27 protein-coding genes and 1 pseudogene are annotated in these 24,694 nt (G+C 41.4%); 10 read left to right on the forward strand and 18 right to left on the reverse strand.

Translation table 11 applies throughout. From position 1 onward, the window contains the following. Nucleotides 1–164: 164 nt before the first annotated feature. Genes NIES592_RS25150 through NIES592_RS12545 form a run of 4 tightly spaced genes read right to left on the reverse strand, consistent with a single transcriptional unit; the run spans nucleotide 165 to nucleotide 1,956 of the window. The gene (locus NIES592_RS25150; protein ID WP_180967156.1) at nucleotides 165–326 is read right to left on the reverse strand and encodes a hypothetical protein; all 162 of its coding nucleotides are present in this window, start codon (nucleotides 324–326) and stop codon (nucleotides 165–167) included. 7 nt (nucleotides 327–333) lie between these two features. Beyond that, entirely contained in the window at nucleotides 334–1,170 is an 837-nt protein-coding gene (locus tag NIES592_RS12535; protein WP_084552299.1) for a YwiC-like family protein, read from the reverse strand. A gap of 54 nt (nucleotides 1,171–1,224) precedes the next feature. After that, nucleotides 1,225–1,671, reverse strand: a complete 447-nt coding sequence (locus tag NIES592_RS12540; RefSeq protein ID WP_073555914.1) for a CopD family protein — start codon at nucleotides 1,669–1,671, stop codon at nucleotides 1,225–1,227. Nucleotides 1,672–1,689: 18 nt separating this feature from the next. Beyond that, entirely contained in the window at nucleotides 1,690–1,956 is a 267-nt protein-coding gene (locus NIES592_RS12545) for a hypothetical protein (protein WP_062247464.1), read from the reverse strand. 67 nt (nucleotides 1,957–2,023) lie between these two features. On the opposite strand from NIES592_RS12545, the pseudogene NIES592_RS12550 reads away from it, so the two are divergent. Further along, nucleotides 2,024–2,128: pseudogene (locus NIES592_RS12550) on the forward strand (transposase); the annotation flags it as partial. A 78-nt stretch (nucleotides 2,129–2,206) separates the two neighbouring features. On the opposite strand, the gene NIES592_RS25890 reads toward NIES592_RS12550, so the two are convergent. The 4 genes from NIES592_RS25890 to NIES592_RS12575 all read right to left on the reverse strand — a co-directional run bounded on the left by NIES592_RS25890 (nucleotide 2,207) and on the right by NIES592_RS12575 (nucleotide 5,387). Beyond that, nucleotides 2,207–2,605 (reverse strand): hypothetical protein, encoded by a 399-nt coding sequence (locus NIES592_RS25890; protein WP_256678127.1) that lies wholly within the window; start codon nucleotides 2,603–2,605, stop codon nucleotides 2,207–2,209. Nucleotides 2,606–2,677: 72 nt separating this feature from the next. Then, nucleotides 2,678–4,135, reverse strand: a complete 1,458-nt coding sequence (locus NIES592_RS12565) for a protein adenylyltransferase SelO (protein WP_073555915.1) — start codon at nucleotides 4,133–4,135, stop codon at nucleotides 2,678–2,680. Nucleotides 4,136–4,236: 101 nt separating this feature from the next. Beyond that, nucleotides 4,237–4,806, reverse strand: a complete 570-nt coding sequence (gene rimJ / locus NIES592_RS12570; RefSeq protein ID WP_073555916.1) for a ribosomal protein S5-alanine N-acetyltransferase — start codon at nucleotides 4,804–4,806, stop codon at nucleotides 4,237–4,239. 11 nt (nucleotides 4,807–4,817) lie between these two features. Further along, on the reverse strand, nucleotides 4,818–5,387 hold the full coding sequence (locus tag NIES592_RS12575; RefSeq protein WP_073555917.1) for a pentapeptide repeat-containing protein: 570 nt from the start codon (nucleotides 5,385–5,387) through the stop codon (nucleotides 4,818–4,820). Between the two features lie 575 nt (nucleotides 5,388–5,962). On the opposite strand from NIES592_RS12575, the gene bioB reads away from it, so the two are divergent. Further along, nucleotides 5,963–6,955 carry a biotin synthase BioB gene (gene bioB, locus NIES592_RS12580; RefSeq protein WP_062247457.1) on the forward strand — a complete coding sequence of 331 codons (993 nt, stop codon included), beginning with the start codon at nucleotides 5,963–5,965 and terminating at the stop codon, nucleotides 6,953–6,955. Between the two features lie 112 nt (nucleotides 6,956–7,067). Here bioB and petL read toward each other — a convergent pair whose 3' ends face one another. Next, nucleotides 7,068–7,163 carry a cytochrome b6-f complex subunit PetL gene (gene petL, locus NIES592_RS12585; protein WP_009457099.1) on the reverse strand — a complete coding sequence of 32 codons (96 nt, stop codon included), beginning with the start codon at nucleotides 7,161–7,163 and terminating at the stop codon, nucleotides 7,068–7,070. 319 nt (nucleotides 7,164–7,482) lie between these two features. Between petL and aroB the strand changes: the two genes are divergently transcribed. Further along, nucleotides 7,483–8,574 carry a 3-dehydroquinate synthase gene (gene aroB / locus NIES592_RS12590; RefSeq protein ID WP_073555918.1) on the forward strand — a complete coding sequence of 364 codons (1,092 nt, stop codon included), beginning with the start codon at nucleotides 7,483–7,485 and terminating at the stop codon, nucleotides 8,572–8,574. Between the two features lie 110 nt (nucleotides 8,575–8,684). Here the strand turns inward: aroB and NIES592_RS25160 are convergent, their stop codons facing one another. The 4 genes from NIES592_RS25160 to NIES592_RS12600 all read right to left on the reverse strand — a co-directional run bounded on the left by NIES592_RS25160 (nucleotide 8,685) and on the right by NIES592_RS12600 (nucleotide 11,339). After that, the gene (locus NIES592_RS25160; protein ID WP_178379540.1) at nucleotides 8,685–8,828 is read right to left on the reverse strand and encodes a hypothetical protein; all 144 of its coding nucleotides are present in this window, start codon (nucleotides 8,826–8,828) and stop codon (nucleotides 8,685–8,687) included. A 690-nt stretch (nucleotides 8,829–9,518) separates the two neighbouring features. After that, a complete protein-coding gene (locus tag NIES592_RS25165) occupies nucleotides 9,519–9,671 on the reverse strand; it encodes a hypothetical protein (RefSeq protein WP_178379541.1) in 153 nt (50 codons plus the stop codon). A 25-nt stretch (nucleotides 9,672–9,696) separates the two neighbouring features. Continuing rightward, complete coding sequence (locus tag NIES592_RS12595) at nucleotides 9,697–10,302, reverse strand: exopolysaccharide biosynthesis protein (protein ID WP_062250640.1); 606 nt, start codon at nucleotides 10,300–10,302, stop codon at nucleotides 9,697–9,699. A gap of 164 nt (nucleotides 10,303–10,466) precedes the next feature. Further along, nucleotides 10,467–11,339, reverse strand: a complete 873-nt coding sequence (locus NIES592_RS12600) for a lipid kinase (protein WP_073555919.1) — start codon at nucleotides 11,337–11,339, stop codon at nucleotides 10,467–10,469. Nucleotides 11,340–11,429: 90 nt separating this feature from the next. Here NIES592_RS12600 and NIES592_RS12605 point away from each other — a divergent pair, with 90 nt between their 5' ends. The 4 genes from NIES592_RS12605 (at nucleotide 11,430) to NIES592_RS12625 (ending at nucleotide 16,302) form a co-directional block, all read left to right on the forward strand. After that, a complete protein-coding gene (locus NIES592_RS12605) occupies nucleotides 11,430–12,134 on the forward strand; it encodes a TIGR02117 family protein (RefSeq protein WP_062247451.1) in 705 nt (234 codons plus the stop codon). Nucleotides 12,135–13,058: 924 nt separating this feature from the next. Continuing rightward, nucleotides 13,059–13,724 carry a phosphoribosyltransferase gene (locus tag NIES592_RS12610; protein WP_073555920.1) on the forward strand — a complete coding sequence of 222 codons (666 nt, stop codon included), beginning with the start codon at nucleotides 13,059–13,061 and terminating at the stop codon, nucleotides 13,722–13,724. Nucleotides 13,725–13,906: 182 nt separating this feature from the next. Further along, entirely contained in the window at nucleotides 13,907–14,365 is a 459-nt protein-coding gene (locus NIES592_RS12620) for a YbhB/YbcL family Raf kinase inhibitor-like protein (protein ID WP_073555921.1), read from the forward strand. Between the two features lie 35 nt (nucleotides 14,366–14,400). After that, on the forward strand, nucleotides 14,401–16,302 hold the full coding sequence (locus tag NIES592_RS12625; RefSeq protein ID WP_073555922.1) for a transketolase: 1,902 nt from the start codon (nucleotides 14,401–14,403) through the stop codon (nucleotides 16,300–16,302). 174 nt (nucleotides 16,303–16,476) lie between these two features. Here the strand turns inward: NIES592_RS12625 and NIES592_RS12630 are convergent, their stop codons facing one another. Both NIES592_RS12630 and NIES592_RS12635 read right to left on the reverse strand, forming a co-directional pair. After that, the gene (locus NIES592_RS12630; protein WP_073555923.1) at nucleotides 16,477–17,316 is read right to left on the reverse strand and encodes a M56 family metallopeptidase; all 840 of its coding nucleotides are present in this window, start codon (nucleotides 17,314–17,316) and stop codon (nucleotides 16,477–16,479) included. Between the two features lie 2 nt (nucleotides 17,317–17,318). Next, on the reverse strand, nucleotides 17,319–17,735 hold the full coding sequence (locus NIES592_RS12635) for a BlaI/MecI/CopY family transcriptional regulator (RefSeq protein WP_062247440.1): 417 nt from the start codon (nucleotides 17,733–17,735) through the stop codon (nucleotides 17,319–17,321). A 339-nt stretch (nucleotides 17,736–18,074) separates the two neighbouring features. On the opposite strand from NIES592_RS12635, the gene NIES592_RS12640 reads away from it, so the two are divergent. Continuing rightward, complete coding sequence (locus NIES592_RS12640; RefSeq protein ID WP_073556059.1) at nucleotides 18,075–18,809, forward strand: 2-phosphosulfolactate phosphatase family protein; 735 nt, start codon at nucleotides 18,075–18,077, stop codon at nucleotides 18,807–18,809. A 67-nt stretch (nucleotides 18,810–18,876) separates the two neighbouring features. Here the strand turns inward: NIES592_RS12640 and NIES592_RS12645 are convergent, their stop codons facing one another. From NIES592_RS12645 to rd, 3 genes are all read right to left on the reverse strand, one after another. Then, nucleotides 18,877–19,302: a hypothetical protein gene (locus NIES592_RS12645; protein ID WP_009454460.1), complete on the reverse strand. Its 426-nt coding sequence runs from the start codon at nucleotides 19,300–19,302 to the stop codon at nucleotides 18,877–18,879. A 612-nt stretch (nucleotides 19,303–19,914) separates the two neighbouring features. After that, nucleotides 19,915–21,171 (reverse strand): NAD(P)/FAD-dependent oxidoreductase, encoded by a 1,257-nt coding sequence (locus NIES592_RS12650; protein WP_073555924.1) that lies wholly within the window; start codon nucleotides 21,169–21,171, stop codon nucleotides 19,915–19,917. 76 nt (nucleotides 21,172–21,247) lie between these two features. Then, nucleotides 21,248–21,406: a rubredoxin gene (gene rd / locus NIES592_RS12655; RefSeq protein WP_073555925.1), complete on the reverse strand. Its 159-nt coding sequence runs from the start codon at nucleotides 21,404–21,406 to the stop codon at nucleotides 21,248–21,250. A 326-nt stretch (nucleotides 21,407–21,732) separates the two neighbouring features. On the opposite strand from rd, the gene NIES592_RS12660 reads away from it, so the two are divergent. Together NIES592_RS12660 and NIES592_RS12665 are read left to right on the forward strand one after the other, a co-directional pair. Next, the gene (locus NIES592_RS12660) at nucleotides 21,733–21,975 is read left to right on the forward strand and encodes a helix-turn-helix domain-containing protein (protein WP_062247434.1); all 243 of its coding nucleotides are present in this window, start codon (nucleotides 21,733–21,735) and stop codon (nucleotides 21,973–21,975) included. 18 nt (nucleotides 21,976–21,993) lie between these two features. After that, entirely contained in the window at nucleotides 21,994–24,657 is a 2,664-nt protein-coding gene (locus NIES592_RS12665) for an EAL domain-containing protein (protein ID WP_073555926.1), read from the forward strand. The last annotated feature ends 37 nt before the right edge of the window (nucleotides 24,658–24,694 follow it).

Raw genomic sequence — 24,694 nt, forward strand, 5'->3', positions numbered from 1 at the left:
ACAATTCACGGGTATGACCAGACGTAGTAGAGACGTAGCATTGCTACGTCTCTACAATGATTTGGCATCGAGCTACAAAAATGTATGCAAACATAATTCATGACCAAATTCAGCAACACCTAATTTGGAGTAGAAATAATTGTTGTTCCTCCAGCTTGGACAAGTCAAACAGGCATCTCCAGGAATTTTCGAGCAGCAGCAACGCCAGCCTCAACATCCCAGCCCGGAATCACCCTTTGCAGCATCTTAGGAGTTATTTGTACATCTGCTGACACCAAGGCGCGAAGTGCCTCATCACTGGGTGGCATCCCCTGTTTAAGCAACACGTCTTTTTCATAATGATTGTACGGCGGCACTAGCATAGGCTGGCAATAAGGCGATCGCACTCAGACCTAAAAACAAAACAGCAGCGAGGGTTTCTAACACCGCTACATGCTTGATAACAGTTGTTTGATACCACTCTCGTCGCGAAAGAATGAACCCAAACTTTAGCAGCACGATCCCAAAAGCGATCGCCGCTAGGCTCGGTAGCCACCCGACAAAGCACAAAGCTGCAATTATCAACACTGCAACCCCATGGTAGGCAAGGCCAATGGCCAGTGAGGGAGGTTTGGGTTTGCGCAGTTTGACAGTAAAAATTGCACTACTGAAAAACAGGGTGTTCAGGAGCCACAGCCCAAACAGGGAGATTGTTGCTGTTCCTGTAGTGGCGATCGCTGCTAGGGGAGCAGCCAAACACACAGCCGCAAAAGTAAGGAATTCATTCCAAATCGATTTTTGTTTGCGGTAGAACACAGCAACCCCATTCATTAGAAAAGCGGCGATCGCCCCCAAGTATAGCCACAGCAGCATGGGTGTTTGCAGGGCTAGATAAGCCCCAATGCTGCCCCATACCAGCAACCGAGGCTTCCAACTGTGGCGCTGTTTGATTTGAAGCGTCAAAGGATACTCGGCTTGGAATCCAGCAAAGGCACAAATAAATGCCAGGGTGGTTGCTAGTGTCCACCCTTGAGCCGCTGCCGCCCCTGTTAGAAACGAGACAATAAGTATGACATACACTCCATGCTCTGGGGAGAACGTGGGGCGATACCAAGGGATCTTATGGGAAATCGCCTCGACCTGTTTGTGTGGCAGTGGAGACGGAGTGGCTGAGTTTGGGGTCGCTGTCATGACACACCTCCTTTCAGTTTCAACGGACGAGCACGCTGAAAAATGCTGAATCTTTTAGGAAAATCCACCCACGCGAATTCCAGCACCCAAAATCACAAATAAGACGGATAACATTGTTATACCGACAATGTGATACGCCAGGGAATAGAGCGTTTCTTTGGTTAGGTTTGGAATGATGAAAAACCGAGCGTGCACAGCTAGAACCAACGTTGCTAACAGCAACCCTAGTTTGATGCCAATGTAGCGAGACAAAAAGGAATCAAACGTCCAAAAATTCTGCAAACCAGGGAAGTAAATCCAGGTTAACCACAAGCCAGTCATGATCTGGAGGAGTAGTGCGACTAGTCCAAAGCCCTCGAAGTGTTTCTCAAACTGGTGGATGCGATCGGGATCGCGGTTGCGTAGGGCTTGAGGCAACACTGTGACAGCAAGCACCAGATGTCCACCCGTCCAGACAGTGGCTCCCAAGGTATGCAGAATCACCAAAATTTTGAACAGCATAGGGATGGATGAAAGCAATCAAGCTTTAGTATGTTCGAGGGCGATCGCCCGTGGAAACAGCACATTATTTTCTTTTGTGCGATAAAAGTTGTGTCCGTCTTGAGAAAGTTGTTTCAGTCGTTTACCCAGATACTTCCAAGTTTTAGCACCTTCTTCAGCAGGACAACAAGTATCTCCACTTTGGCGCAATCCAGTACACAACAAAATATGTCGTTCATAACCACCTTGCCCATTAACGGCAATACCTCGTGATTTAGCCTTCTTTTGCAAGGGTTTTATATCCATAATGAGAGTACTCTAACGATGGTTGGAAATTGCGGTATACAATCTTACCGAACCTTGGCGATCGCAAAAGCGTTGGGTAGTCGAAAGAACATTTGGGTGGTTTAACCAATATCATTGTCTCAGCAAGGATTATGAGCGCCTACCTGAAATCAGTGAAGCTGCTATATATGCGAAGTTGTGCGGCGCTAGACAACCTATACGGCTTAACCAGAGCTTTTATACCGTCCGCTGCGCTGAGGTGTTAGACCGTTTACGGCGACTTGGGTTTAACCTCAAACTCCATTTTGGAACGGTAAAAACATACGTAAAATTCCATAAAAAAGTTGGTTTGTCCCAGAATCAGCGGCACATTCAGGCTTTTAGTCCAGGCAAAGGCCAGTTGAACTGGAGCGATATCTCCAACTTGAACCATCGCAGAGAATGGTGCGGCTGGTTGGTTGCCCAAATTTCCTGCCAGTTGAATGATGGGTCTGCTGTCGTCCCAGGTAGCCCCAAGCTGTAGACCCATTAACTCGCGAATATACTCCGAAACATCCTTTCTCTCAAACGGGCGACCATAAATCGTCGTAGCCGGAAAATACTCAGCGTAGAGTTGTACATTGGCTGCAATTTCAGCACCAAATACATGCGCGATAAATGCAAGCATCATATCCATCCCAGCCGAGACTCCACCGGAAGACCAAATATTACCATCATGAACAAATTTAAAGGTATCTATAAATTAAGTTTGAGATTGAATTTGATTCAGTAATTCATAAAAAGGTTGCCAATTGTCTGCTTGAGTAATTGGTTCCCAGATTGATTCAATCACAGGTCTTAAAATCACAACTTGAGGATTATAACGAACCAGAGTCTGAGATACTTTTTCTATTTCATCTGGCGTCAAATTCGTTAAAATTCTATGGTATATCCCTGACCAATTTAAAAATAATTCGGATCTGCCTAAGGATTGTCCAATTTCTGAGTTGCTGAGAATCACACTTGCATCATCTCTCCATTTGCTAGAAAAGCAAGAAGCCATATCTGCAAAAAAGTGATGATAACTAACTGGATAATGCTTTAAAAATTCAATAGTTGCTTTTAAAATTTCTTTGGCTTCTGGCTCAGACAGTTTTTCAAAACCTAATTTTTTCAACATGAAACAACGATATTCAGCTAAATAATAATCATCAAATTGTGCTAACCCAGCTTCCATATCTGTTTGAGGAATCACAGCTTTTAATGCTTCCTGGAGTGCTTCAAGGTTCCATTTACAAATCTCTGGTTGATTAATGTAACAATAGCGTTTGTAATAGTCAAAGTATGCCGCAGTGAAAAAAGGGTCGTAATTAGGAATAAAAGCATAGGGACCGTAATCAAAACTCTCCCCTGTAATTGACATGTTGTCAGTATTTAGGACTGCATGACAGAAACCAACCGCCATCCACTGTGCTACTAATTCTGCTGTCCGTTGAACTAATTCTGCATAAAATAAAGCATACTTATCTTGTTTCTCGTCTAAATGTTGATAGTATTCTTTAATTACATGATCTAATAGCTTTTTGCTCAAATCTGGACGGCGGAAATAGTGTAACCGTTCAAAAGTACCAAAGCGAATGTGTGATTTGCTCATCCGTACCATTACGGAAGAACGAGTAGGAGAAGGTTCATCACCCCGCCACAAGGATAAACCTGTTTCAATCATGCTGAGACAGCGGGAAGTACGTACACCCATTCTGTGTAACATTTCCGCTGCCAAAACTTCACGAACACCCCCTTTTAATGTCAGCATTCCATCACCACCACGGGAATAGGGTGTTCTACCAGAACCTTTTGTACCGAAATCGTAAAGTTCACCATCAATACCACGCACTTGTCCGTAGAGAAAACCTCTACCATCCCCTAATTGGGGATTGTATTCACCAAATTGGTAACCGTGGTATCGCAATGCTAATAAAGGCTTGCGTCCTGCAAATTTGCCAAAAGCAATGATGAAGTCTTCGTCTGTGACTGCTTGTGGATTTAACCCCAGCTTTGGTAACAATGCGTCATTGCGCCACCTTAGAATGTGTTGAGGAAATTCCGCAGCTGCAACTTCGTCGTAATAATCATCGCCTAAGGATTCTAAGGCGGGTTCGTATTTAAGACTGAGAAAAGGATTTTTAGAATTAGTGTTATGGGGAGTTTCAGCCAGAGTCATTATGAGTACAAGTTAGTTTACCTTCTCTCGATCATAGTCGGAGATGGGGGAGTGTGAGACAAGAAAAGGGAAGGAGGACAAATGACGATTGATAATTGACATTATCTAGCTTGCCAATTAGGATTAGTCAAACTTGTCAAAATATGATCTTGCCATTGCCCATCAATCAATAAGTAATTACGGGCGTATCCTTCTACGACAAATCCTAATCTTTTTAATAAATTCCCACTACGCTGATTATGAGGCATATAATTTGCCATAACGCGGTGCATATTCAGTTCTTTAAATATATATGCGATCGCAGCTTGCAAGGCTTCTGTCATATAACCTTTACCTTGTTCAGCTTCTGCAAGACCGTAGCCAAGGTTGCAGTATTGCGCTACTCCTCGGACAAAGTTACTAAAATTAATAGTTCCAATGATTTTTCTAGGGTTATCTCTTAAAAAGAGAAATAATCTTAAAGACAAATCATTCCTAAATTCATGGAAATTTAATTCTAGCTGTAACTGCCAATACTCTTCTGTGAAAAAACTGTCAGCCCAACGAGGATAAAAAGGAGTAAAATAGGTTTTATTTTCAGTAAAATACTGGATAATTTCAGGTATATCCTCTTGGGTAGCCATACGTAATAAAAGGCGTTGAGTGATAATTAAAGGTAGTTCAATTTCCATAATTTTTATAATCAACGCGATCTAGCTGAAAAACATTCTCTGCTGTTTAATACTTCTTTCATCCCAGCTGTGATTGGTGCAAAACCTTGATTAAATAAGGTCAAGTTGTTGTAACAGGCGTGTTTTAAAATAGCATTTTCTAAATTAGCCCCTCTTAAATCAGTACCACGTAAATCTGCATCAGTTAAATCAGCACCTTGGAAATTGGCATATCTCAAATCTAAGTTTTGGAGTTTAGCATTTGTAAGAGATGCTCCAAAAAATAATGGTAATTGTTTTTTGGATGAGGTTTTCAGTAAATTGATATCATACAAAAACATGACCACATAATGCCTGCTTTTTGGGTCTAACTCTTGTAATGTTGCCTGAGTCATAGCTCGAATCATTGCTGATTTTTCTGGCTTTGTTTGCGAATTATCTGTTAAAACTATGTTCCTAATTGTTTTAATATAATCAGATAAAATAACATGATGTTGGTAATCAACTGTTGATTCAGTTTTTGTATAAAATTGTTTAATTAAAAATATTTGCTGATTTAAAGTATTGCTGAGATTGCCAAGAATCAGTAACAGCCGTAACACTAATAGAATTAATGTTGTCAGGATTGCCCCTGATATCTCTTTTGGAAATTTGATAGTAGAGACGTAGCATTGCTACGTCTCTACAAAAATGTATGCACACATAATTCATGACCAAATTCAGCAACGCCGATGCTAAATTTTAATGTTTCGACAGTTCTATCAATATAACTACTTAAGGTAGAAGATGTGGTGGCAGAAACTTCATGTACTTTAACAATTTTATTAGCTTCTTTACTCATTGACTTAGTTAGTAAAAAGAAAATGTGATCTAGTTTACAAAATTTGAAGTAGGAGTAGCTCTCTTGTTAATTTAGCAGTGAAAATGAAAAAGCAACTTCAAATTTCAGCTTTGATTATTTACCTAGAAACAAAGATTTAATGCCAAGAACAATCAAATTATTCACTAGTTGATATCAACATCAAATTTATTGTTACAATTCTCATGGGATGTAGCTCAATTCTTGATAACCTGATTTCTGAGACAAAATCACAGATGCGATCGCTTAACGCCAAAAACACAGTGTCTGACGTAACCTAAATAAATCAGCAAATTGATCAAGAAGGTAGGCAAAGCCGTGGGAATACGCTACGATTGGCAAAAAGAAGAAATCCGGGCAATATACGATACACCCTTTTTAGAGCTGATTTACCAAGCAGCTAGTGTGCATCGCCAATATCACAACCCCAAACAAATTCAAGTTTGTAAGTTAATCTCTATTAAAACAGGAGCTTGTCCTGAAGATTGTAGCTACTGCGCCCAATCTTCTCGTTACAAAACAGAAGTTAAGCCACAAGCACTTTTAGACAAAGAAACAGTGGTTAATATCGCCCAGCAAGCAAAAAATAGCGGCGTCAGTCGCGTTTGCATGGGCGCAGCTTGGCGGGAAGTGCGGGATAATTCCCAATTTGACCAAGTATTAGATATGGTCAAAGAAGTAACAGCATTAGGACTAGAAGTATGCTGCACTCTGGGAATGCTGACAGAGAACCAAGCCAAGCGATTAGAAGCAGCAGGACTTTACGCCTACAATCATAACCTAGATACATCGCCAGAATACTATAGCACTATTATCACAACTAGAACTTATAGCGATCGCCTCAATACAATTAACAATGTCCGCCAAACCAACGTCACTGTTTGCTCAGGTGGTATTCTTGGCTTGGGCGAAAATGTCGAAGACCGCGTTTCCATGCTACACACTCTGGCAAACTTACATCCCCATCCAGAATCTGTACCAATTAACATTCTTTCCAAAGTTCAAGGCACACCCCTAGAAAATCAACCAGATGTCCCCATCTGGGATGTTGTGCGGATGATAGCCACTGCACGTTTAATTATGCCAGCTTCTGACGTGCGCTTGAGTGCAGGCAGAGCAAAACTTTCTCAAGTTGAACAGGCTTTATGCTTTCTAGCAGGGGCAAATTCTATCTTTTCCAGCGATGACGGACATATGTTGACCGTTACCACTCCTTGTCCTGGCTATGACGCAGATCAAGAAATGCTAAATTTGCTTGGTTTAGAAATGCGTCCGCCGTTTGTGAGTCAACAGAAGGTCGCAGCTTTATAGAGAGATGGGGTGATGGGGTGATGGAGAGTAGGGGGAGTATGAGGAGTAGGGGGAGAATACAAGTGTTTTTCCATCCCTCACACTCCTCACACCCCTCACACTCCCCTATCTTTTAAAGAATCTTCGCGGCACGCAGACCAAAAAGTAAACCGACAGCAATGCCAAAAAAGATAGCCAAGAAGACGACATAAGATACTACAGCTAACATTACGTTTCTCCACAATTGTTTACTCTGTAAGTCTATTGAATCATTTGTTAGTGGTTAGTGGTTGAAAATAGGGCAAGGGAATAGTTAACAGTGATCAGTGATCAGTGATCAGCTATCAGCTATCTATGCCTGATCACTGTTTACCAGATCAATAAAAAGCTAACGGTGAAGCTGCGGATGCAGGCTGAGGAAGAATAGCATGTGGGATTATATCTTAAGGATTAATGATTTCGGTTTTAGTTATAATCGCCAGCTATACAGTGAAGCGGCTGCTGCATTGCGGTAGAATATCCGACACGCGCTTGCAAAGGGGTTGGTGATGGCTTCCGTAATTAAAGTAAATCTACCGCAGCAGTTTTATGATATTGCGATCGCACCAGGTAGCCTAGATCAATTAGGCGAATTCATGACTAATTTACACTTAGGTAAAAAAGTCCTGCTAGTTTCTAACCCGGTTATCTTTCAATTGTATGGAGAAAGAGCGATCGCATCGCTAAAAGCTGCCAGTTTTGAAGTAGCAAGCTACATCCTGCCTGATGGCGAACACTATAAAACTTTAGCTTCAATAGAAAATTTATACAACACAGCCCTGGAAAATCGCTTAGAACGCTCCGCCACTATGGTAGCTTTGGGAGGCGGTGTCATTGGTGATATGACAGGTTTTGCGGCGGCGACGTGGCTAAGAGGTATTAATTTTATACAAGTGCCTACAACCCTCTTGGCAATGGTAGATGCAGCCATCGGTGGGAAAACAGGCGTCAATCATCCCCAAGGTAAAAACTTGATAGGGGCATTCCATCAACCACGATTAGTTTTAATTGACCCCGATGTGTTACAAACACTACCTACACGTGAGTTTCGCGCAGGTATGGCAGAAGTCATCAAGTATGGTGTAATTTGGGACGCCCAACTGTTTGCCGAGTTAGAAGCGAGTCAGCGTTTGGATGAGATGGGATACATTCAGTCAGAATTAATAGACTCTATATTAACTCGCTCCTGTCAAGCCAAAGCCGATGTCGTCAGTAAAGATGAAAAAGAAGCCGGACTACGGGCGATCCTCAACTACGGACACACCATCGGTCATGCAGTAGAAAGCTTAACTGGTTATACACAAGTACTGCATGGTGAAGCAGTTGCCATTGGCATGGTAGCAGCAGGGCAAATAGCTGTAGAGTTAGGGATGTGGACGCAACAAGAGACACAACGGCAAGATGCCTTAATAGAAAAAGCAGGTTTACCAACTAAATTACCTGCTGGGTTGGATATTGAAGCGATTATTCAAGCATTGCAGATTGATAAAAAAGTGAAAGCGGGTAAAGTCAGGTTTGTATTACCAACCCAAATTGGTGCAGTGACTGTAACAGATCAAGTACCAGCAGATATTATCCGACAGGTATTGGTACAAATGTAGGGAGTATCCCAAAAAGGAGGACAAGGGGGACAAGGAAGACAAGGAAGACAAGGGAGAGAATTTGTATCAAAAATTTTGTGAAATGGTGTAATTATGGTATGGTTTTACTCTCATAATGCTAGCAAAAGCACCGTATAAATTCCTGCACCCAGGACAAAAGCCCAAAAACGGCTTTTTCGCTCTTCTGGAAGCTCTTCCTTGAGGATGTTAAGTATTACTCCACCTGCAAGAAAGGCAAATAAAAGTGCGATCACGGCTTTGGAAACTTCGCTTCTCAGCCCTATTGCTCATCCTATGCTAACTATAGCCAAATACTACAAGGGGTAACTTCCAGAAAGCGCAACTTACCTGAAAATATATGGACTAGTGCCAGAGCGATCGCGCAATTTCCAGTCAGAAACACTAAGGTAGGATTAGACGGCGATTCCACAATTGCCAGTCAGAAATTAACGTAGAATATTCATAGACAAAGGGAATAAAACTAGTTTTTTACTAGTTAATTTGACAAATGTTGCCCTACTGGCACGTCTCCCTACAAGTGGTTTTTAGCCAGAGACTCTATCTACTGCTTTTGTGACAAATAATTGCCAAAATATTTCTCTCCCCTATTCTCTAAAAATCAGGAATTTAACAATCCCAAAATCAAAAATAGGGATCGCTCTCTACAAATTCTTCCGGATGCATTCATTAAGAAGACGGATAAAGAAATGGTAGATGCACCCGAGTTTGTAGCCTTCAGCCTCTGGCTGGGGGCTTTATTATAGCATGGTTAAACATATCAAAACTTCTGCCTTGGTACGGATTGAAAATTTTGGAACTTTGTTCATTTTTACCGGATGCTGTTGTTAGCATTATGGATATAGAAGAGGTAGATGCAACCTAATTGCTGCCCTCAGTACAGGACTGAGGGTTTTTTGTAAAATTCCTAGTTTGCAATTAAAAAATCAATTACCGATTTTTTGGCGTTGCTGAATTTGGTCATAAATTATGTGTGCATACATTTTTGTAGTTCGATGCCAAATCATTGACCAGACGTAGAGACGTAGCATTGCTACGTCTCTACTACGTCTGGTCATACCCGTGAATTGTAAATTCATATCTTGATTCAGCAACGCCGATTTTTTAGCTGAGAAACTGTGGCAGTAGGCTTGGAGCTATAAAAAAGACATAACCAATAAAGGCAAACAATAAAGTAGTTAAAATAGTAAATACATATCCAATACACATCAGTAAACCATCAGATTCTATTGTTGCTACTGCTAATAGTAAAATACCTATAGTTGGGATAGGGTTAGTAAGAGGAACTGGTGATATTAGCAACACTGCTAACCAAGAAATGCAAAATCCATTAAACCGCCAAATATAAGGATTATCAGCTATTTTAGACAAGCGAGGGCGAGCAATTTTTTCTATAATCCTAGTAACGCGTCGTAAATTTTGCAGTAGTATATTGGCAAAAGAACGAGGAAATTTATACCTAGCTATTTTTCGAGGCAACCAAGGCGATCGCCTACCCAAAACCATCTGCATGGATAAAATCAAGCAAGCACCACCAAAGGGTCCTGTTAAGCCTGGTGGCATAGGAAATAAAAAGGGTAAAACTAACAGTGCAATCACCAAATTAAAACCTCGTTCAGAAGTTTCTGCCAGGATATCTCCAAGGGACAATGGCTTTTCAGCTAATCGTTGTAACAGTAACTTGATATCTTGAGAAAATTTCAGATGCATTTGGTGTGAGGCAATGTGAGTTTTCACAATACCGACTCTTAATAAATAAAATAAACTTCATTAGTTACCAATACAAATATTCTGACATTATTTCCGAAAATCGTAGATTGATGGTTGTTGATTGTTGATTGCTTACTACTCCCCACACTTCCCTATCTCCCCACCTAGCGGGGAACAAAAACAGCTACAGCTTTGGGAATCACACGGAAATAAGCAGGAGTATAGGTGGTGATTTCACCATCCGTATTAATGGGACGAGGTTTGCGAGTATATATTTCAATTTCCTGAGCTTGAAGAGCGCGGACATTTCGGGCATTTATGTGTCGTCCTTGTCGCATTCTTGGCAATAAGGGAATAATTTCCCACCAGTGCCTAATCTCTAGACTGTACAAGTCCAATCTTTGATCATCGATCATCGCATCAGGAGCTACTGCCATACCACCACCATAGTAACGACCATTACCGATCGCAATTTGCACGGTTTTCACTTTAATTGATTGATCAGGTAAACGAATCTCTGCACTAAAAGGGCGAGATTCCCAAATAACTTTCACGGCGGTAAAAGCATAAGCGAATATTCCCCAACGACGCTTGACTTCTTTAGTTAATCGCTGGGTAATCTTCACACTCATCCCTAAACTGGCAACATTGAAAAAATATTTGCCATTAACTTCTCCTAAGTCAATGCGTTGTACTTTCCCATTGGCAATCACCTTGGTGGCTTCGGGCAAAGAATTGGGAATTTTTAAAGTCCTTGCGAGGTCATTAGCAGTTCCTAAAGGTAAGATTCCCAAAGGTAAATTAGTTTCTACCAAAGTATCTACCGCAGCGTTAAGAGTACCATCACCGCCACCAACAATTACCAAATCCACTTGATGTTGGTATCTCCTGATTACGTCTGAAAAGTGCTGAGGATTTTCTGCGGATGCTGCAATCAACTCAAATCCCTGTTCTACAAGACAACTCATCACCTCTGACAAACGTTTTTGCCCTTGGCGAGATTGACGATTTACTAACAGCAGTGCGCGCCGATTCATGGGTAGTACTTTTTATAGCTTATACGTAAAAATATTCCTATACTGTCTACACCTTGTTGAAGTTTGCTCTCAGACTGTGCAGGTATTTTTATGAAAAATGCGAATAATTCAGTTTTTATACGCCTATTATATAAGTTCTCTTGTTACTTTTCAGGATTAGTTTTATTTAGCTTAATGTTACTAATTATCAGTGCATTTGTACCTAGAAAATGGGGTAATTACTCACAAGACAATTGTGAGATGCAAATTTGTGTTTCTAATACAGGTATTCACACCAATATTATATTGCCAACAAAAAATAATATTTTTGATTGGCATAAATTTATATCTATCGGCCAAGTTGGTATAGATACGGCACAAGATTACAATTATATAAGTTTTGGTTGGGGAGACAGAGATTTTTATATGTTAACTCCTGCTTTATCTGATTTAAAATTTTCTACTACTTTTAAAGCACTATTTCTTCCTACTCCCTCTGTAATGTATGTTAAAGGGTATCTATCAATACCAAATTATTTAGATGTTAAATGTATCCAAATTAGCAGAAATGACTATTTACAACTAGTGGAGTATATTCAAGCTAGTTTTCAGCTAGATGCAAAGGGTGAAAAAGTTCGCTTGGGAAACGGTCACACTATCAATGCAGGCTTTTATGCAGCAGTTGACAGTTACTCGATCTTGCAAAATTGTAATTCTTGGACAGCAGCAGCTCTGAGAAAAGCTGACATTAATACTCCTCTTTGGGATGCATTTTCATCTGCTATTATGTTGCACCTTAGAGATAGTTGTAATTAACAAAGCAGAGGATTTGAATTATGAACTAGACTTATTAAAAGCGCGATCGCTTATATTCAGATACTGAATATAAATCAAATATATTGATTTATATTACTCAAAAAATAAATAGTAAAGATGGAAAAATTATTGATTTGAAATGTATTATTTTTTAGTTTCACCATTACTGAGATTATATTCAGTAAAAATCAATCAATGTCTATTTTAATCCATGAAATAAAAAGGTAAAAGAAAGAAGTAATTCATTAGTTTTACTTGCTTTCCTTTCACCTTGAAGTTGAGGTTAACCCTGATTGTGTTGGCAAAGTAGTGGAAAAACTACTTACTGAGAATTGTAATCACAAGTATCAAAGATGTTGCATCACTTTTTATCTATGGAAATGATTATATTTAACGAAAATTTAGATAAATTTTAGAAATAGAAGCTAGTGGTAACAAACTATAAAGACTCGGTGATTCTAAGAACTAATTTAATTAGAATAGCTTTTGTCAAGATCGTTAATCAAGCGATCGCATATACTAGAGCAAACGGCGAGCCTAACGCAGAGATTGATAGCGTTCTAGCGATTCCAATGCTTAAGCGTGAATACACAATCATATGTAGCTTTAGCTAACAGAATCGGTACAACAACTAAATTTAATACGAATTCATCCATCAGTTATACGGGTTAATCAGTAGAGTACCCCCATTAGTTAGAGGAGTAAGAAATTTTAAAAGAATAAGCTGGAGTAGGGAACATCCAAAACAAAGGAGGGACAAACTGTCAATCACAACCAATCGTCATCAGTTCACTAGAAACTGTTCTGATTAGTGCCTTTTCATTAAAAAAAGATATCGCAGACTTAAATAATGGAAGTGAATCCTTAAGCCTGCGGCGGCGGCAAAGCCGTACATTCTTTTTCGGTCAGGAGAAAGTGAAAACTATGGTGTTCAAAGACCGAGCTGCGGCAGGACAACTGTTAGCCGCACAACTAGCAGCTTATGCTAACCGAAAAGATGTAATCGTATTAGCACTACCACGAGGTGGTGTACCTGTTGCTTTTGAAGTTGCCCGCAAAATCAATGCCCCACTAGACGTTTTTCTTGTCCGCAAACTGGGCGTGCCTGGACATGAGGAGTTAGCGATGGGGGCAATTGCTTCTGGCGGGGTGCAGGTACTCAATGAAGCAGTAGTACAAATGTTAGGCTTATCCCAAAAAGTAATTGAGCGGGTTGCAACTCAAGAGCAACAAGAATTGAATAGACGCGAGCGTCTTTATCGAGATGACCGACCTTTCCCAGTTTTACATGAACGCACAGTGATTTTAGTGGATGATGGTCTAGCCACAGGTACAACAATGCGGGCTGCGATCGTAGCATTACGGCAACAGCAACCTGCTCGGCTTTTGGTTGCTGTGCCAGTCTCATCACCAGAGGCTTATCAGGAGATGCAAAAGTTAGTAGACGAAATCGTGTGTCCACAAACGCCCGATCCTTTTTATAGCGTTGGTCTTTGGTATCAAGACTTTCCACAGGTCAGTGATGAAGAAGTTTGCAATTTGCTCAAACGAGCTACTAATAACAATCAACACTCAACAGTTAGTAACTAAAGCGAACAGCATCCTAACTTCATATGCTTAGCTCTCGGATCAATTTGATGCCGTAATTCACATTGATGATACCAGGGGAGTAGAACCGCTAGACCGGATGGCTAAACAAGAAACAGGGGAAGTGCCAGAAACATTTCCTTCTGGCTTTTAGTGGAAAAAACTAATTAGAAACTATTAAACTTATGCATCTTCACAGTCCTGCGTTTTTGACAGGGAACAGCATTCCGTCCCAATACACTTGCGATGGTGACAATCTCTCTCCTCCTCTGAGTTGGGATAGTCCACCAAATGGTACTGTCAGTTTTGCTCTCATTATGGAAGACCCTGATGCACCCAAGGAAACATTTACTCACTGGGTTGTATATAATTTACCAGATCATATTGAGTATTTGCCGGAAGGTGTTGTCAATCATGCCACATTGCCTGGTGGTGGTGTGCAAGGGAAAAATGATTTTGGTCAATTGGGATTTGGTGGTCCTTGTCCACCTAGCGGTACCCATCGCTACTTCTTCAAACTCTATGCGCTGGATCAAATACTAGATTTGCCACCGGGAGCTAGCAAGGCAGACGTGATCGCAGCTATGGAAGGTCACGTCTTGGAGGCTGCTGAATTAATGGGACGCTACGCTCGACAGAGCTAGTTTCACCTTTAGCCCTATTGAGTAGGAGAGTAATAATGGCTACCATTGAACAATTGCAAGCATGGCATGAGTTGGCACAACAGTTGCGGGTTGATAGTATTCGTGCCACCACAGCAGCTGGATCGGGTCATCCCACTTCCTCTATGTCCGCCGCAGACCTGATGACAGTGCTGCTTGCCAAGTATCTCCGTTATGACTTCAACAATCCGCACAATCCCAACAACGACCACCTGGTTTTCTCCAAAGGCCATGCATCACCGCTATTGTACGCGATGTATCGCGCAGCAGGGGTAATTGACGATCGCGAATTGATGTCCCTCCGCAAGTTTGGCAGCCGCCTAGAAGGACATCCTACAACTGTACTGCCTTGGGTAGAAGTAGCAACGGGTTCACTGGGGCAGGGTTTACCGATTGCTGTTGGTATTGCTTTGGCTGGCGAATATTTAGACCAGCTACCTTACCACACTTGGGTTTTGTTAGGGGATAGTGAAATGGCGGAAGGTTCAATATGGGAGGCTTTTGAACACGCAAGTCATTACAAACTGGCAAATTTGATTGCGATCATTGATGTCAACCGCTTGGGGCAGCGAGGGCAAACCATGTTAGGTTGGAACACTCAGGTGTACTGCGATCGCGCCAGAGCTTTTGGCTGGAAAGCTATTGAAATCGACGGTCACAATTTAGAAGAGATTGATCAAGCATACTCAGCAGCCATACATAACCTTGACTATCCTACAGTCATTGTGGCTCGGACAAAGAAGGGCAAGGGTGTTGCACATTTAGAAGACCTTGGCGGTTGGCATGGTCAGGCATTGAAACCCGATGATGCTAAGGCAGCGATCGCCCAATTGGGTGGTGAACGTCACATCACTATTGCCGTCGAGAAGCCTGAGGAGCAGCCTCTAACAGCTACAACTGGGCAGCAAGCTCAAACTCTTCAACTTCCCATCTACCAAGAAGGTGATTTAGTGGCAACTCGTAAAGCGTACGGAGATGCCTTGAAAGCTTTAGGAGGATCTCGACCAGATGTGGTTGCTCTTGATGCGGAGGTAAGTAACTCTACTTATGCTGAAGATTTTGCCAAAGCTTACCCTGACCATTACTTTGAAATGTATATTGCTGAGCAGCAAATGGTTGCGGCAGCAGTGGGTTTGCAAGTGCGGCAGTATAAACCCTTTGCTTCTACTTTTGCAGCGTTCTTAAGTCGGGCTTACGATTTTATCCGTATGGCTGCCATCTCTCGCGCCAATATCAAACTTGTTGGTTCTCACGCAGGAGTTTCGATTGGTCAAGATGGTCCTTCCCAAATGGCACTGGAAGATTTGGCTGCTTTGCGGGCAGTGTGGAGTAGTACTGTACTCTACCCCTGCGATGCCAATCAAACTGCTAAACTTGTCGCTGAAATGGTAGATCGTGATGGCATTGTCTATCTGCGGACAACTCGGGAAAAGACGCCTGTTCTCTATGAAGTTGATGAAGACTTTCCCATTGGTGGCAGCAAGGTCATCCGCAGTTCCGATGACGATCAAGTAGCAGTCATTGCAGCAGGCATTACGGTACATGAAGCACTCAAAGCTTATGATCGCCTCAAGCAAGAAGGAATTACAGTGCGTGTCATCGATGCTTACTCAGTCAAGCCAATTGATGCTGCAACCCTGCATCAGGCTGCCCGTGATACTGCTGGCAAACTTGTCGTAGTAGAAGACCACTGGAGTGAGGGTGGACTGGGTGCTGCTGTCCTTGATGCTTTTGTGGGTATAGGTACTGCTCCAGCTTATGGTGAGTTGGGGCTGAATCTAGTGAAACTGGCAGTACGAGATATGCCGGGATCAGGCACTCCAGAAGAACTACTTCATGCAGCACAAATTGACGCAGATGCTATTGTCAAGGCAGTGCGATCGCTAGTCAAACAAGCAGCTTGGATGCCAACAGAGTAATAACATCGTTCAAAGTTTGAAACCAGGTTCTGCCTGGTTTTATTTCTAGTAGTTCACTCGCCCGCAAGTAATACCATTTCACTTTAATGACGCTACATTTAAATCACATGCACAGACTTGTTATGGCACGTCTTTACTAATTTCAGCTTGAGCCATTAAAGTGCCTACTACGAACTATGAATGAAATATGACTGTGATTAAGGGCAGTAAGGCTAATAGAAAACTGTGCCAGGAGAGCAAGTGAGATTCTGATGTGGGTTCGCTTTGTTCTAGCAAAGCTTCTATTCTCTGTTCTAAACGAGCTACGCTACTAGAACCCAATGCTGCACAGCAGATTTCTGAGGTCACAGGCGGAGTACTGATTACTAATACTAGTGATTCCGCTAGTAGTAAGGGATCTACTTGGGAAGCAGCATGAGCATCAGCACGTAGTTCGCGTAATATTAGTAGTTCTTGCCATAAAGCATCAGTATTTGGCAACCAAGCAGTACAGGAACGTACCCAACCCAGCCAAAAAAACCAGAATGTGTCTCGGTAATGATAATGGCCTTGCTCGTGTGCTAGAACTGTCTCTAAGTGAGCAGGTGAAAGAGTTTCTAGTAATCCTTGGCTGAGAACGAGCTCGGGTTGCCAAAAACCAATTTGCCCTGCAAATAATGCTCCTGTATCCAGTAGTCGGACTTGTCTACCCGCAAGGTTGACAATTGGACACTCACGTACGGATTTTACTGATCGCCACCCTTGCCATGCTAGTTTGATCCATAATGCTGCAAAAAAAGCAAGTAAAATTAATGCTAATACATAGCCAAACCAGCCTGCTTGCAAACCACCCATTTTACCTTGGGGTCCCATACACAGCAGGGCGATCGCTGTCATGATGATCAATAAGGGGGGAAAGATAAAGAAAAATAGGGTTCTTTGCCACCGTTGCTTCCAGGTAGCTTGGCAATCACTCCAAGAGTGTCTGAGCCCCCAAGAAATTGCTAAAGCCATCAAAATCATCAGCAGATGCATCACTATTCCTCCCTTGCTTGCCGTGCAGCTTGAATGCGTTTGGCGATCGCTTGTATTTTCTCACTAGCTGCTTCATCAAGACTATCTGCAAAAGCAGCAACAACATCGGGGTTGCCTACCGCTAAAAATCGCTGTAATTGTTCATGGGCTTTGATGACTTCGGCTTGTTGTTTTGTAAGCAACGGTCGCCAGTAAAATGCTCGTCCTTTTTTGTCGCAGACAAGCCAACCTTTTTCAGTTAAACGGCGCAACACAGTAGTTACAGAAGTATAAGCTAGTTCTCGATTCGGATCAGCCAGAATGCGATCGTGTACATCTTTGACTGTAGCGGAACCAAGTTCCCAGATGATATTCAAAATTTCTGCTTCTAACGGACCTAGAGATAGCTGTTTTGGGTGATAGTCAGGTAAAGGTGTCATATTGATTTGGTTAGTAGCTTAGTAGTTAGTGGTTGGTAGGGGTACAAAACCTTATGCTCTACTAATTGAGTGGTTTAAACAACAAACTACTTAATTAACAAATTACTTATCACTCCTATAACTTTATTTAATAGGAAGAACAAATACACTTTATTGGTATTTGTTCTTTTTTTAGATTACCGTTGATTTCACAACTAAATTGGCTGCCATTCTAACAAGAAGATTTTTTATGTAATCACATTTGTTAAAACCAGTGGTGAGAAACTACTACTATGGTTGGTGACATCCAACTGGGTAGAATGTGATATCGGCAGTCTCAAATCAGGTGTAACCCAGCGCGTGAAGCTATTCATTTACCATACTCCGGAATTAACTCCAGTGGATAAAGTGCCAGAATGCGCGATCGCAGTTGATGTGCTGCGAGCCACTTCTACAATGGCAACAGTTTTGGCTGCTGGTGGTGAAGCAGTCCAAGTCTTCAGCGATTTAGAGCAACTTATACAAGTCAGTCAATCTTGGCCCGCTGAAAAACGGCTACTAGCTGGAGAACGCGGCGGGGCGAAAGTTCCTGGCTTCGATTTAGGTAATTCTCCTCTCGACTGTACCCCAGACAGAGTAGAAGGAAGGCGGTTGTTTATTAGTACTACCAATGGTACTCGGACTTTACAAAGAGTCCAAAATGCTCAAACTGTAATTGCAGCAGCTTTTATTAATCGTGGTGCAGTGGTGAGATACCTTTTGGAGATGCAACCACAAACAGTATGGATTGTAGGTTCTGGCTGGGAAGGTAGTTTTTCTCTAGAAGATACCGCCTGTGCAGGTGCGATCGCTCATGCTGTTGTAGAGCAAACTGGCTTACCAACTGATGAAATTGCTGGTAACGATGAAGTTATTAATGCGATCGCTCTTTATTCTCAATGGCAAGATAATTTATTAGGACTATTTCACCACGCCAGTCACGGTAAACGTTTGTTACGTCTGGAATGTTATGAAGACCTGAAATATTGTTCTCAAGCCGATACTTTAGATGTTTTGCCTGTGCAGAAAGAACCAGGCGTTTTAAAAAGGTATTAAATTATTCGGTGAACAGTTACCAGTTAGCAGTTGATAACTGATAACTGATAACTGAACCTGCCTTTAATTAAGATTTTGGTTGTAACAGCGGATACACACCAACAGCAAGGCTAATAAATCCAATCACTATCCACCATGTATCACTTTGCTCAACCTGCAAATATGACTGTTTGTTATTTCTGACGAAGTTATTGATTTGGGATGCGATCGCTCGCTGCTGATTTTCATCGCTATAGCTTGTGAAGGAAGAAAATGGTACCTCACTGTTACTAGTTTGGATCACAACTTTTGAGGATTCGTTATCCTTAGGACTATAAAATCTAGCTCCCTGTAATTTATTAACTGGCAATTCTTTTTCTTCAGACCAAAGAAAACCCGAACGTGCTAGTTTACAAGATGCTTGCTGCTCAGTTCGACTACAAGTCAGCTTATTTGATTGTGCAAACGAAATTAAAATAATCCCCAGTATGATAAAACCGAGTCTCAGTTTCAATTTGACCTCCCAACATTTAAGTCAGTGATACCTCTATGCACAGAGAACACGTTGTTTACCAGTGGTAAACTAAAATTCCATAGCAATTTTCTAGAGAAAAATAAGTAGTTTTTCTCCAAGCAAATACTGTTCAGTGGTTAGCAATAACCACCGATAAAAAGTTTAATGAGATAGCTTATTAGCTATATTTTATGTTTTCAAATCTTTGTTGTCAGCCCGAAATTATACCATTTTGATGATCAATTGTAAGGTATTGCTAATATCATTCATTCACAAAATATTACAAGAGGCAAAATCCAGAAACTAAAAACTGGAAAGAAAATAAACTTTTATTTTTTCTTGCCAGTCTTTAAAACAAATACTCAATTCTTATAAGATTTCTCAGTATTTTTCCTGATGATCAAGAAAATTATGTCAAGTTGTTAATTATTATTCATTTTTATTCATATTCTTACATTTTAAAAAAGAATTTATTTTTTAAAAAAATTTTTCACTTAACAAATATGCCTGCAAATTAGTTAAGAATACAATCATCAGACTTAATTTATGAAAAATATCAGAAAATGTTAGTTGTTAAATAGCTAAATATATGTATTTCTTGTTTGCTCTAGTCTAATTCCTATCTGACGCCATTGCTAAACCAGCTAGATAGGCTGTTGTCCAAGCACTTTGAAAATTAAAGCCACCAGTTACACCATCGATATCTAAAATTTCTCCTGCAAAGTAAAGACCCCCAACCAACTTACTCTCCATTGTCTTAAAGTTGATTTCTTTGAGGTTGACACCTCCACAAGTTACAAACTCTTCTTTAAACGCTCCTTTACCATTAATCGAAGATTGAGTTTGTGTAAGTTCTTGCACTAATTGATTTAATGTTTTGTTTGATAATTCTGCCCAACGACTTTCAGAAGAAATTCCTACACAAAAAACAATGTATTGCCAGAGGCGGTGAGGTAAGTCAACAACGCGATGAGATGCGATTAAACGCTTAGGTGAATCGTTCTTAGCAGTTAACAAGTGTTGACGTACTTGTTCTTGTTTGAGGTACGGTAGCCAATTAATAACTAAAGTGGCTTGATAATTACTTGAGTGCAGCATTCTTGCACCCCAAGCAGACAATTTCAACACCGCTGGACCACTTAAACCCCAATGGGTAATCAGTAATGGGCCTGTTTGTTCCAGAGGGGGATATTCTGGTACAACTAGCCGTAATTTCACAGGATTAACACTTACCCCAGCTAATTCTGTCAGCTTTTTATTTTTAATATTGAAGGTAAATAAAGATGGGACTGGTGGTTCAATAGTATGTCCTAGTTGTTGAGCTATTTTATAGCCTATGGGATTGCTACCTGTTGCCAATAGTAGGCGATCGCATTGTAATTTCTCGCCCGACCTCAGAGTAATCTCGAAGTGAGAAAGTGGGGAATTTGCCCCTCCTAGCCTGGCTCCCACCACCGCAGTTCCTGTGCGTAGTTCCACCCCAGATGCTTTGGCTGCACTCATGAGGCAGTTGACGATAGTTTCTGAACTATCTGTAGTGGGAAACATTCTGCCATCAGCCTCAGTTTTTAACTTAACACCATGAGCCTGAAACCAGGTGATCGTATCTTGGGGTTGAAAGCGGGTAAAAGCGCCCAATAAAGCTTTGCCACCTCTGGGATAATTTTTTACCAACTCTTGGGGTTCAAAACAAGCATGAGTAACATTGCAGCGTCCACCACCAGAAATACGAACCTTTGCCAATGGTTGATGACTGGCTTCTAGTAAAATCACATGGGCGCGAGGATGAGCTTTAGCAGCAGTGATCGCGCCAAAAAAGCCAGCCGCGCCACCACCTATAACTACTATTTGCAATTTGTCATTTGTCATTAGTCAATTATCAATTTTTATTAGCTAGTGGTTAGTAGTTAGTGGTTACTCTTCCATCCCTCATACCCCCACCTCACTACTCTGGTTCAAAACCGTCTTTTTCTGTGCCACATACTGGGCATACCCAGTCTTCAGGTAAATCTGCAAAAGCTGTGCCTGCTGGTATGCCAGCATCTACATCACCTTCCGCTGGGTCATATACGTAACCACAGACTGTGCATACATACTTTTCCATTTTTCTGTTTTCTCAATTACATTTTTTATATTGTTTTCATATTAATTCTATTTACTCAAAGTAGTGGCTGTTTGATTTTTACCATAATCAGAGATTAGTTTATTGAGCAATGTAAACGTTTGAAAAATTACAAAATACGATTAATGAAGCATTGATTTCCGCAGAGATTTTTATGAGAGTTTGTAAGTCTGTTTGCTTTGATGATGATAGTTTTGATTAGCTCATCTTATTCTGAATTTAGTTCAAAAATTACGCAAATATACCATTTGTTATACCAAGTGTTTAATCTTATTCTGAATATTTAAGAGAGAAAAGAGTACACAACAGTGACCGCAAGGCCAAAGTTTCCGAATCTCATTCGTGAGTTGAGAAAAAGGCTAGGAATCTCACAGGAGCAACTAGCTCGTCAGTTGGGGGTTTCGTTTCAGACGGTCAACCCTTGGGAAAACGGTCGTGCTAATCCCTCACCAATGGGGATAAAGTTAGTTGAGCAACTGCTGATGGAAATGCCTACTCAAGATCAAGAATTATGGGAGCAGTATTTTTCAGACCAAGACCCGAACAGATGAGAGTTTGAGGAAGGAGTCATGCCAGGAAATGAGCGGGAAAAAATACGCCACCTGTTAGTTCTCCGAGACTTGCAAGGACGGCGAACTATTCCCTTGAAAGAGGCTACATATTCTCTGGGACGGGATGTCAGAAATGCGATCGTTCTTCGTTCTCGATCTGTCTCTAGACAGCACGCCATTTTATTACGGGTAACTCTGCCAGAGATAGAGCAGTATGGCTTTCGGATTATTGATGGCAGTTTTAAAGGCAAAAGGAGTACAAACGGGCTATTTGTGAATGGTATGAAATGCTTCTCTCATGATCTCAAGCATGGAGATGTGATTGAATTTGGCAATAATCAAGTGAAAGCCAAATACTATGCGATCTCAAATTTATCAGAGCAAGCTTTTTCGGAATCTTGTGTTGCTGAAGATATATCTGGCTTCCTATCGGAACAAGCGAGTCCTGTTAATCCCTTTGAAACTCTCATTGTCCCTACAGATGGTGTCGACGGTGCTAGTGAAGTTGCCCTTGCTCGGTTGGCTTCTTTCCCTGAATTGATTCCTAATCCAATTATTGAAGTCGATATAGAAGGAACAGTAACTTATCTTAATCCTGCTGCGGCTTTGAAATTTCCCGACATTAGAAAATTAGGTGTACAGCACACAATTTTGGCAGGACTTGCTAGTGCTGTTCAAAATCGCCAAGGGAATTCTTTTATTCGAGAAGTAGAAATTGGGGAAGAAGTATTTGAACAATCGGTTCACTATCTTCCAGAAAGCGATTTAATTAGAACTTTTATTGTCAGGGATATTACAGAGCAAAAGCAGGCTGAGATTGAATTACGCCAGCGCGATCGCCTACTCCAAGCAGTAGCAGAAGCCACTAATTCTTTACTCACAGAAATGAACTATGAAAAAGCCATTGATAAAGCATTAGCAGTTCTGGGTGAAGCTGCTCAAGTAGATCGAGTTTATTTGTTTGAGAACCATCCTCACCCTGTCACCGCAGAAATGGTAATGACGCTCCGATTTGAATGGAGAAGCGATTCTGTTCTGCCCGAAGGTAGTAGGCAAAGTCAATCCTATCAAGTCTCTGGGTTAGGCCATTGGTATACTGCCCTCTCTCAAGGAAAATCTATTCAGAGTTTGACTCAAGAATTAAGCGCTATTGACCAAGAAATTCTCCATCGTGAGGGCATTTTATCCCTATTACTTGTGCCTTTGCGTCTAGACGAAAATTTCTGGGGTGTCCTTGGTTTAGCAGATTGTTGTAAGCAGCGCCAGTGGTCGAGGCACGAAGAATCTACTCTCTTGACAATGGCTGCTAGTATCAGTGGCGCTCGACGGCGACAACAGGTGGAGGAAATGATCCGTTACCAGGCTCTCCACGATTTGCTAACGGGATTACCTAATCGCCTGTTATTTAAAGAGCAATTGACGAGAACATTACCGAATGCGGCTCGTAGAGAAGAGAGTTTAGCTGTAATGTTTCTAGATTTAGATCGATTCAAAACGATTAATGATACTCTGGGACATACGCTTGGTGATCAATTGCTACAAAGTGTTGCCCAAAGATTACGGGAATCCCTTAGAGCTGGTGATGTTGTTGCCCGTTGGGGAGGCGATGAATTCATCATCCTCTTGCCCCAAGTTAATTATGTGGAAGAGGTCGCCCAGGTAGCCCAAAGAATCCTGCAAGAACTAGAAAAAGCTTTTCATATAGAGGGACATGAACTTTATGTCAGTGCTAGCCTTGGCATTGCTCTGTTTGACGAGCATAGTCCTGATGTTGAAACTCTGATCCAACATGCAGATGTGGCTTTGTATCATGCCAAAGACGAGGGTAGGAATAATTTTCAATTTTATACAACTTCTATCAGTTCCAAAACTCCTGAAATATTGACTTTAGAAAGGAGCTTGCGCCATGCCTTAGAACGAGGAGAGTTTATAGTTCACTACCAACCCCGGGTAAATATTGACACAGGAAAAATTACTGGTATGGAAGCACTGCTGCGTTGGGAACATCCAGATATGGGATTAGTAGCTCCCAGTAAATTTATTCCCTTGGCAGAGGAAAGCGGATTAATTATCCCTATTGGAGAATGGGTGTTGCGGACAGCTTGTAGGCAGAATAAGACTTGGCAGGATGAAGGATTACCTGCTATTACTATGGCTGTCAATCTTTCTCTCAAGCAATTCCGCCAACCAGGACTGGTGGAGACAGTGGCTAAGATTTTGGATGAGACGGGTTTAAAAGCACGTTTCTTGGAATTAGAAATTACAGAAACAACTGCTATTGAAGATTTGGAATTTACCAGAACTGTGTTGCAACAGTTAGAGGAGATGGGAGTTCACCTTTCTATTGATGATTTTGGCACGGGTCATTCTTCTCTATCACGTCTACAGCTATTACCACTCCACAATTTAAAAATAGATGGTTCCTTCGTTCGTGATTTGACGAAGGATGTGAAAGTGGCTCACATCGTCAAGGCGATTGTTGGCTTGGGGAGAAGTTTGGGGTTGAGGCTGACTGCTGAAGGAGTAGAAAAGCAAGAAGAACTGGAATTTTTAAAATCTATCAACTGCGAGGATGTTCAAGGCTTCCTCTTTTACCGTCCGCTTTCTGCTCAAAAAGCAACAGAAATTCTTTGGGACGAAGGAGTGAAGGAGGCTGTGGGGAATGATGCAGTTTTACTATGAGTTTTATATATCTGACGCAAAGACAAGGAGCAGGTTG

This window comes from Fischerella major NIES-592 (assembly GCF_001904645.1).
In the GTDB taxonomy this organism is placed as follows: Bacteria; Cyanobacteriota; Cyanobacteriia; order Cyanobacteriales; family Nostocaceae; genus Fischerella; species Fischerella thermalis.

Bases quoted from the DNA above. Each gene is read 5' to 3' on its own strand.
- NIES592_RS12535 (WP_084552299.1), bottom strand. From the start codon at position 1,170: ATGACAGCGACCCCAAACTCAGCCACTCCGTCTCCACTGCCACACAAA.
- NIES592_RS12540 (WP_073555914.1), bottom strand. From the start codon at position 1,671: ATGCTGTTCAAAATTTTGGTGATTCTGCATACCTTGGGAGCCACTGTC.
- NIES592_RS12545 (WP_062247464.1), bottom strand. From the start codon at position 1,956: ATGGATATAAAACCCTTGCAAAAGAAGGCTAAATCACGAGGTATTGCC.
- NIES592_RS25890 (WP_256678127.1), bottom strand. From the start codon at position 2,605: ATGATGCTTGCATTTATCGCGCATGTATTTGGTGCTGAAATTGCAGCC.
- NIES592_RS12565 (WP_073555915.1), bottom strand. From the start codon at position 4,135: ATGACTCTGGCTGAAACTCCCCATAACACTAATTCTAAAAATCCTTTT.
- rimJ (WP_073555916.1), bottom strand. From the start codon at position 4,806: ATGGAAATTGAACTACCTTTAATTATCACTCAACGCCTTTTATTACGT.
- petL (WP_009457099.1), bottom strand. From the start codon at position 7,163: ATGTTAGCTGTAGTATCTTATGTCGTCTTCTTGGCTATCTTTTTTGGC.
- aroB (WP_073555918.1), top strand. From the start codon at position 7,483: ATGGCTTCCGTAATTAAAGTAAATCTACCGCAGCAGTTTTATGATATT.
- NIES592_RS25165 (WP_178379541.1), bottom strand. From the start codon at position 9,671: ATGAATTTACAATTCACGGGTATGACCAGACGTAGTAGAGACGTAGCA.
- NIES592_RS12595 (WP_062250640.1), bottom strand. From the start codon at position 10,302: ATGCATCTGAAATTTTCTCAAGATATCAAGTTACTGTTACAACGATTA.
- NIES592_RS12600 (WP_073555919.1), bottom strand. From the start codon at position 11,339: ATGAATCGGCGCGCACTGCTGTTAGTAAATCGTCAATCTCGCCAAGGG.
- NIES592_RS12605 (WP_062247451.1), top strand. From the start codon at position 11,430: ATGAAAAATGCGAATAATTCAGTTTTTATACGCCTATTATATAAGTTC.
- NIES592_RS12610 (WP_073555920.1), top strand. From the start codon at position 13,059: ATGGTGTTCAAAGACCGAGCTGCGGCAGGACAACTGTTAGCCGCACAA.
- NIES592_RS12620 (WP_073555921.1), top strand. From the start codon at position 13,907: ATGCATCTTCACAGTCCTGCGTTTTTGACAGGGAACAGCATTCCGTCC.
- NIES592_RS12625 (WP_073555922.1), top strand. From the start codon at position 14,401: ATGGCTACCATTGAACAATTGCAAGCATGGCATGAGTTGGCACAACAG.
- NIES592_RS12630 (WP_073555923.1), bottom strand. From the start codon at position 17,316: ATGCATCTGCTGATGATTTTGATGGCTTTAGCAATTTCTTGGGGGCTC.
- NIES592_RS12635 (WP_062247440.1), bottom strand. From the start codon at position 17,735: ATGACACCTTTACCTGACTATCACCCAAAACAGCTATCTCTAGGTCCG.
- NIES592_RS12650 (WP_073555924.1), bottom strand. From the start codon at position 21,171: ATGACAAATGACAAATTGCAAATAGTAGTTATAGGTGGTGGCGCGGCT.
- rd (WP_073555925.1), bottom strand. From the start codon at position 21,406: ATGGAAAAGTATGTATGCACAGTCTGTGGTTACGTATATGACCCAGCG.
- NIES592_RS12665 (WP_073555926.1), top strand. From the start codon at position 21,994: ATGCCAGGAAATGAGCGGGAAAAAATACGCCACCTGTTAGTTCTCCGA.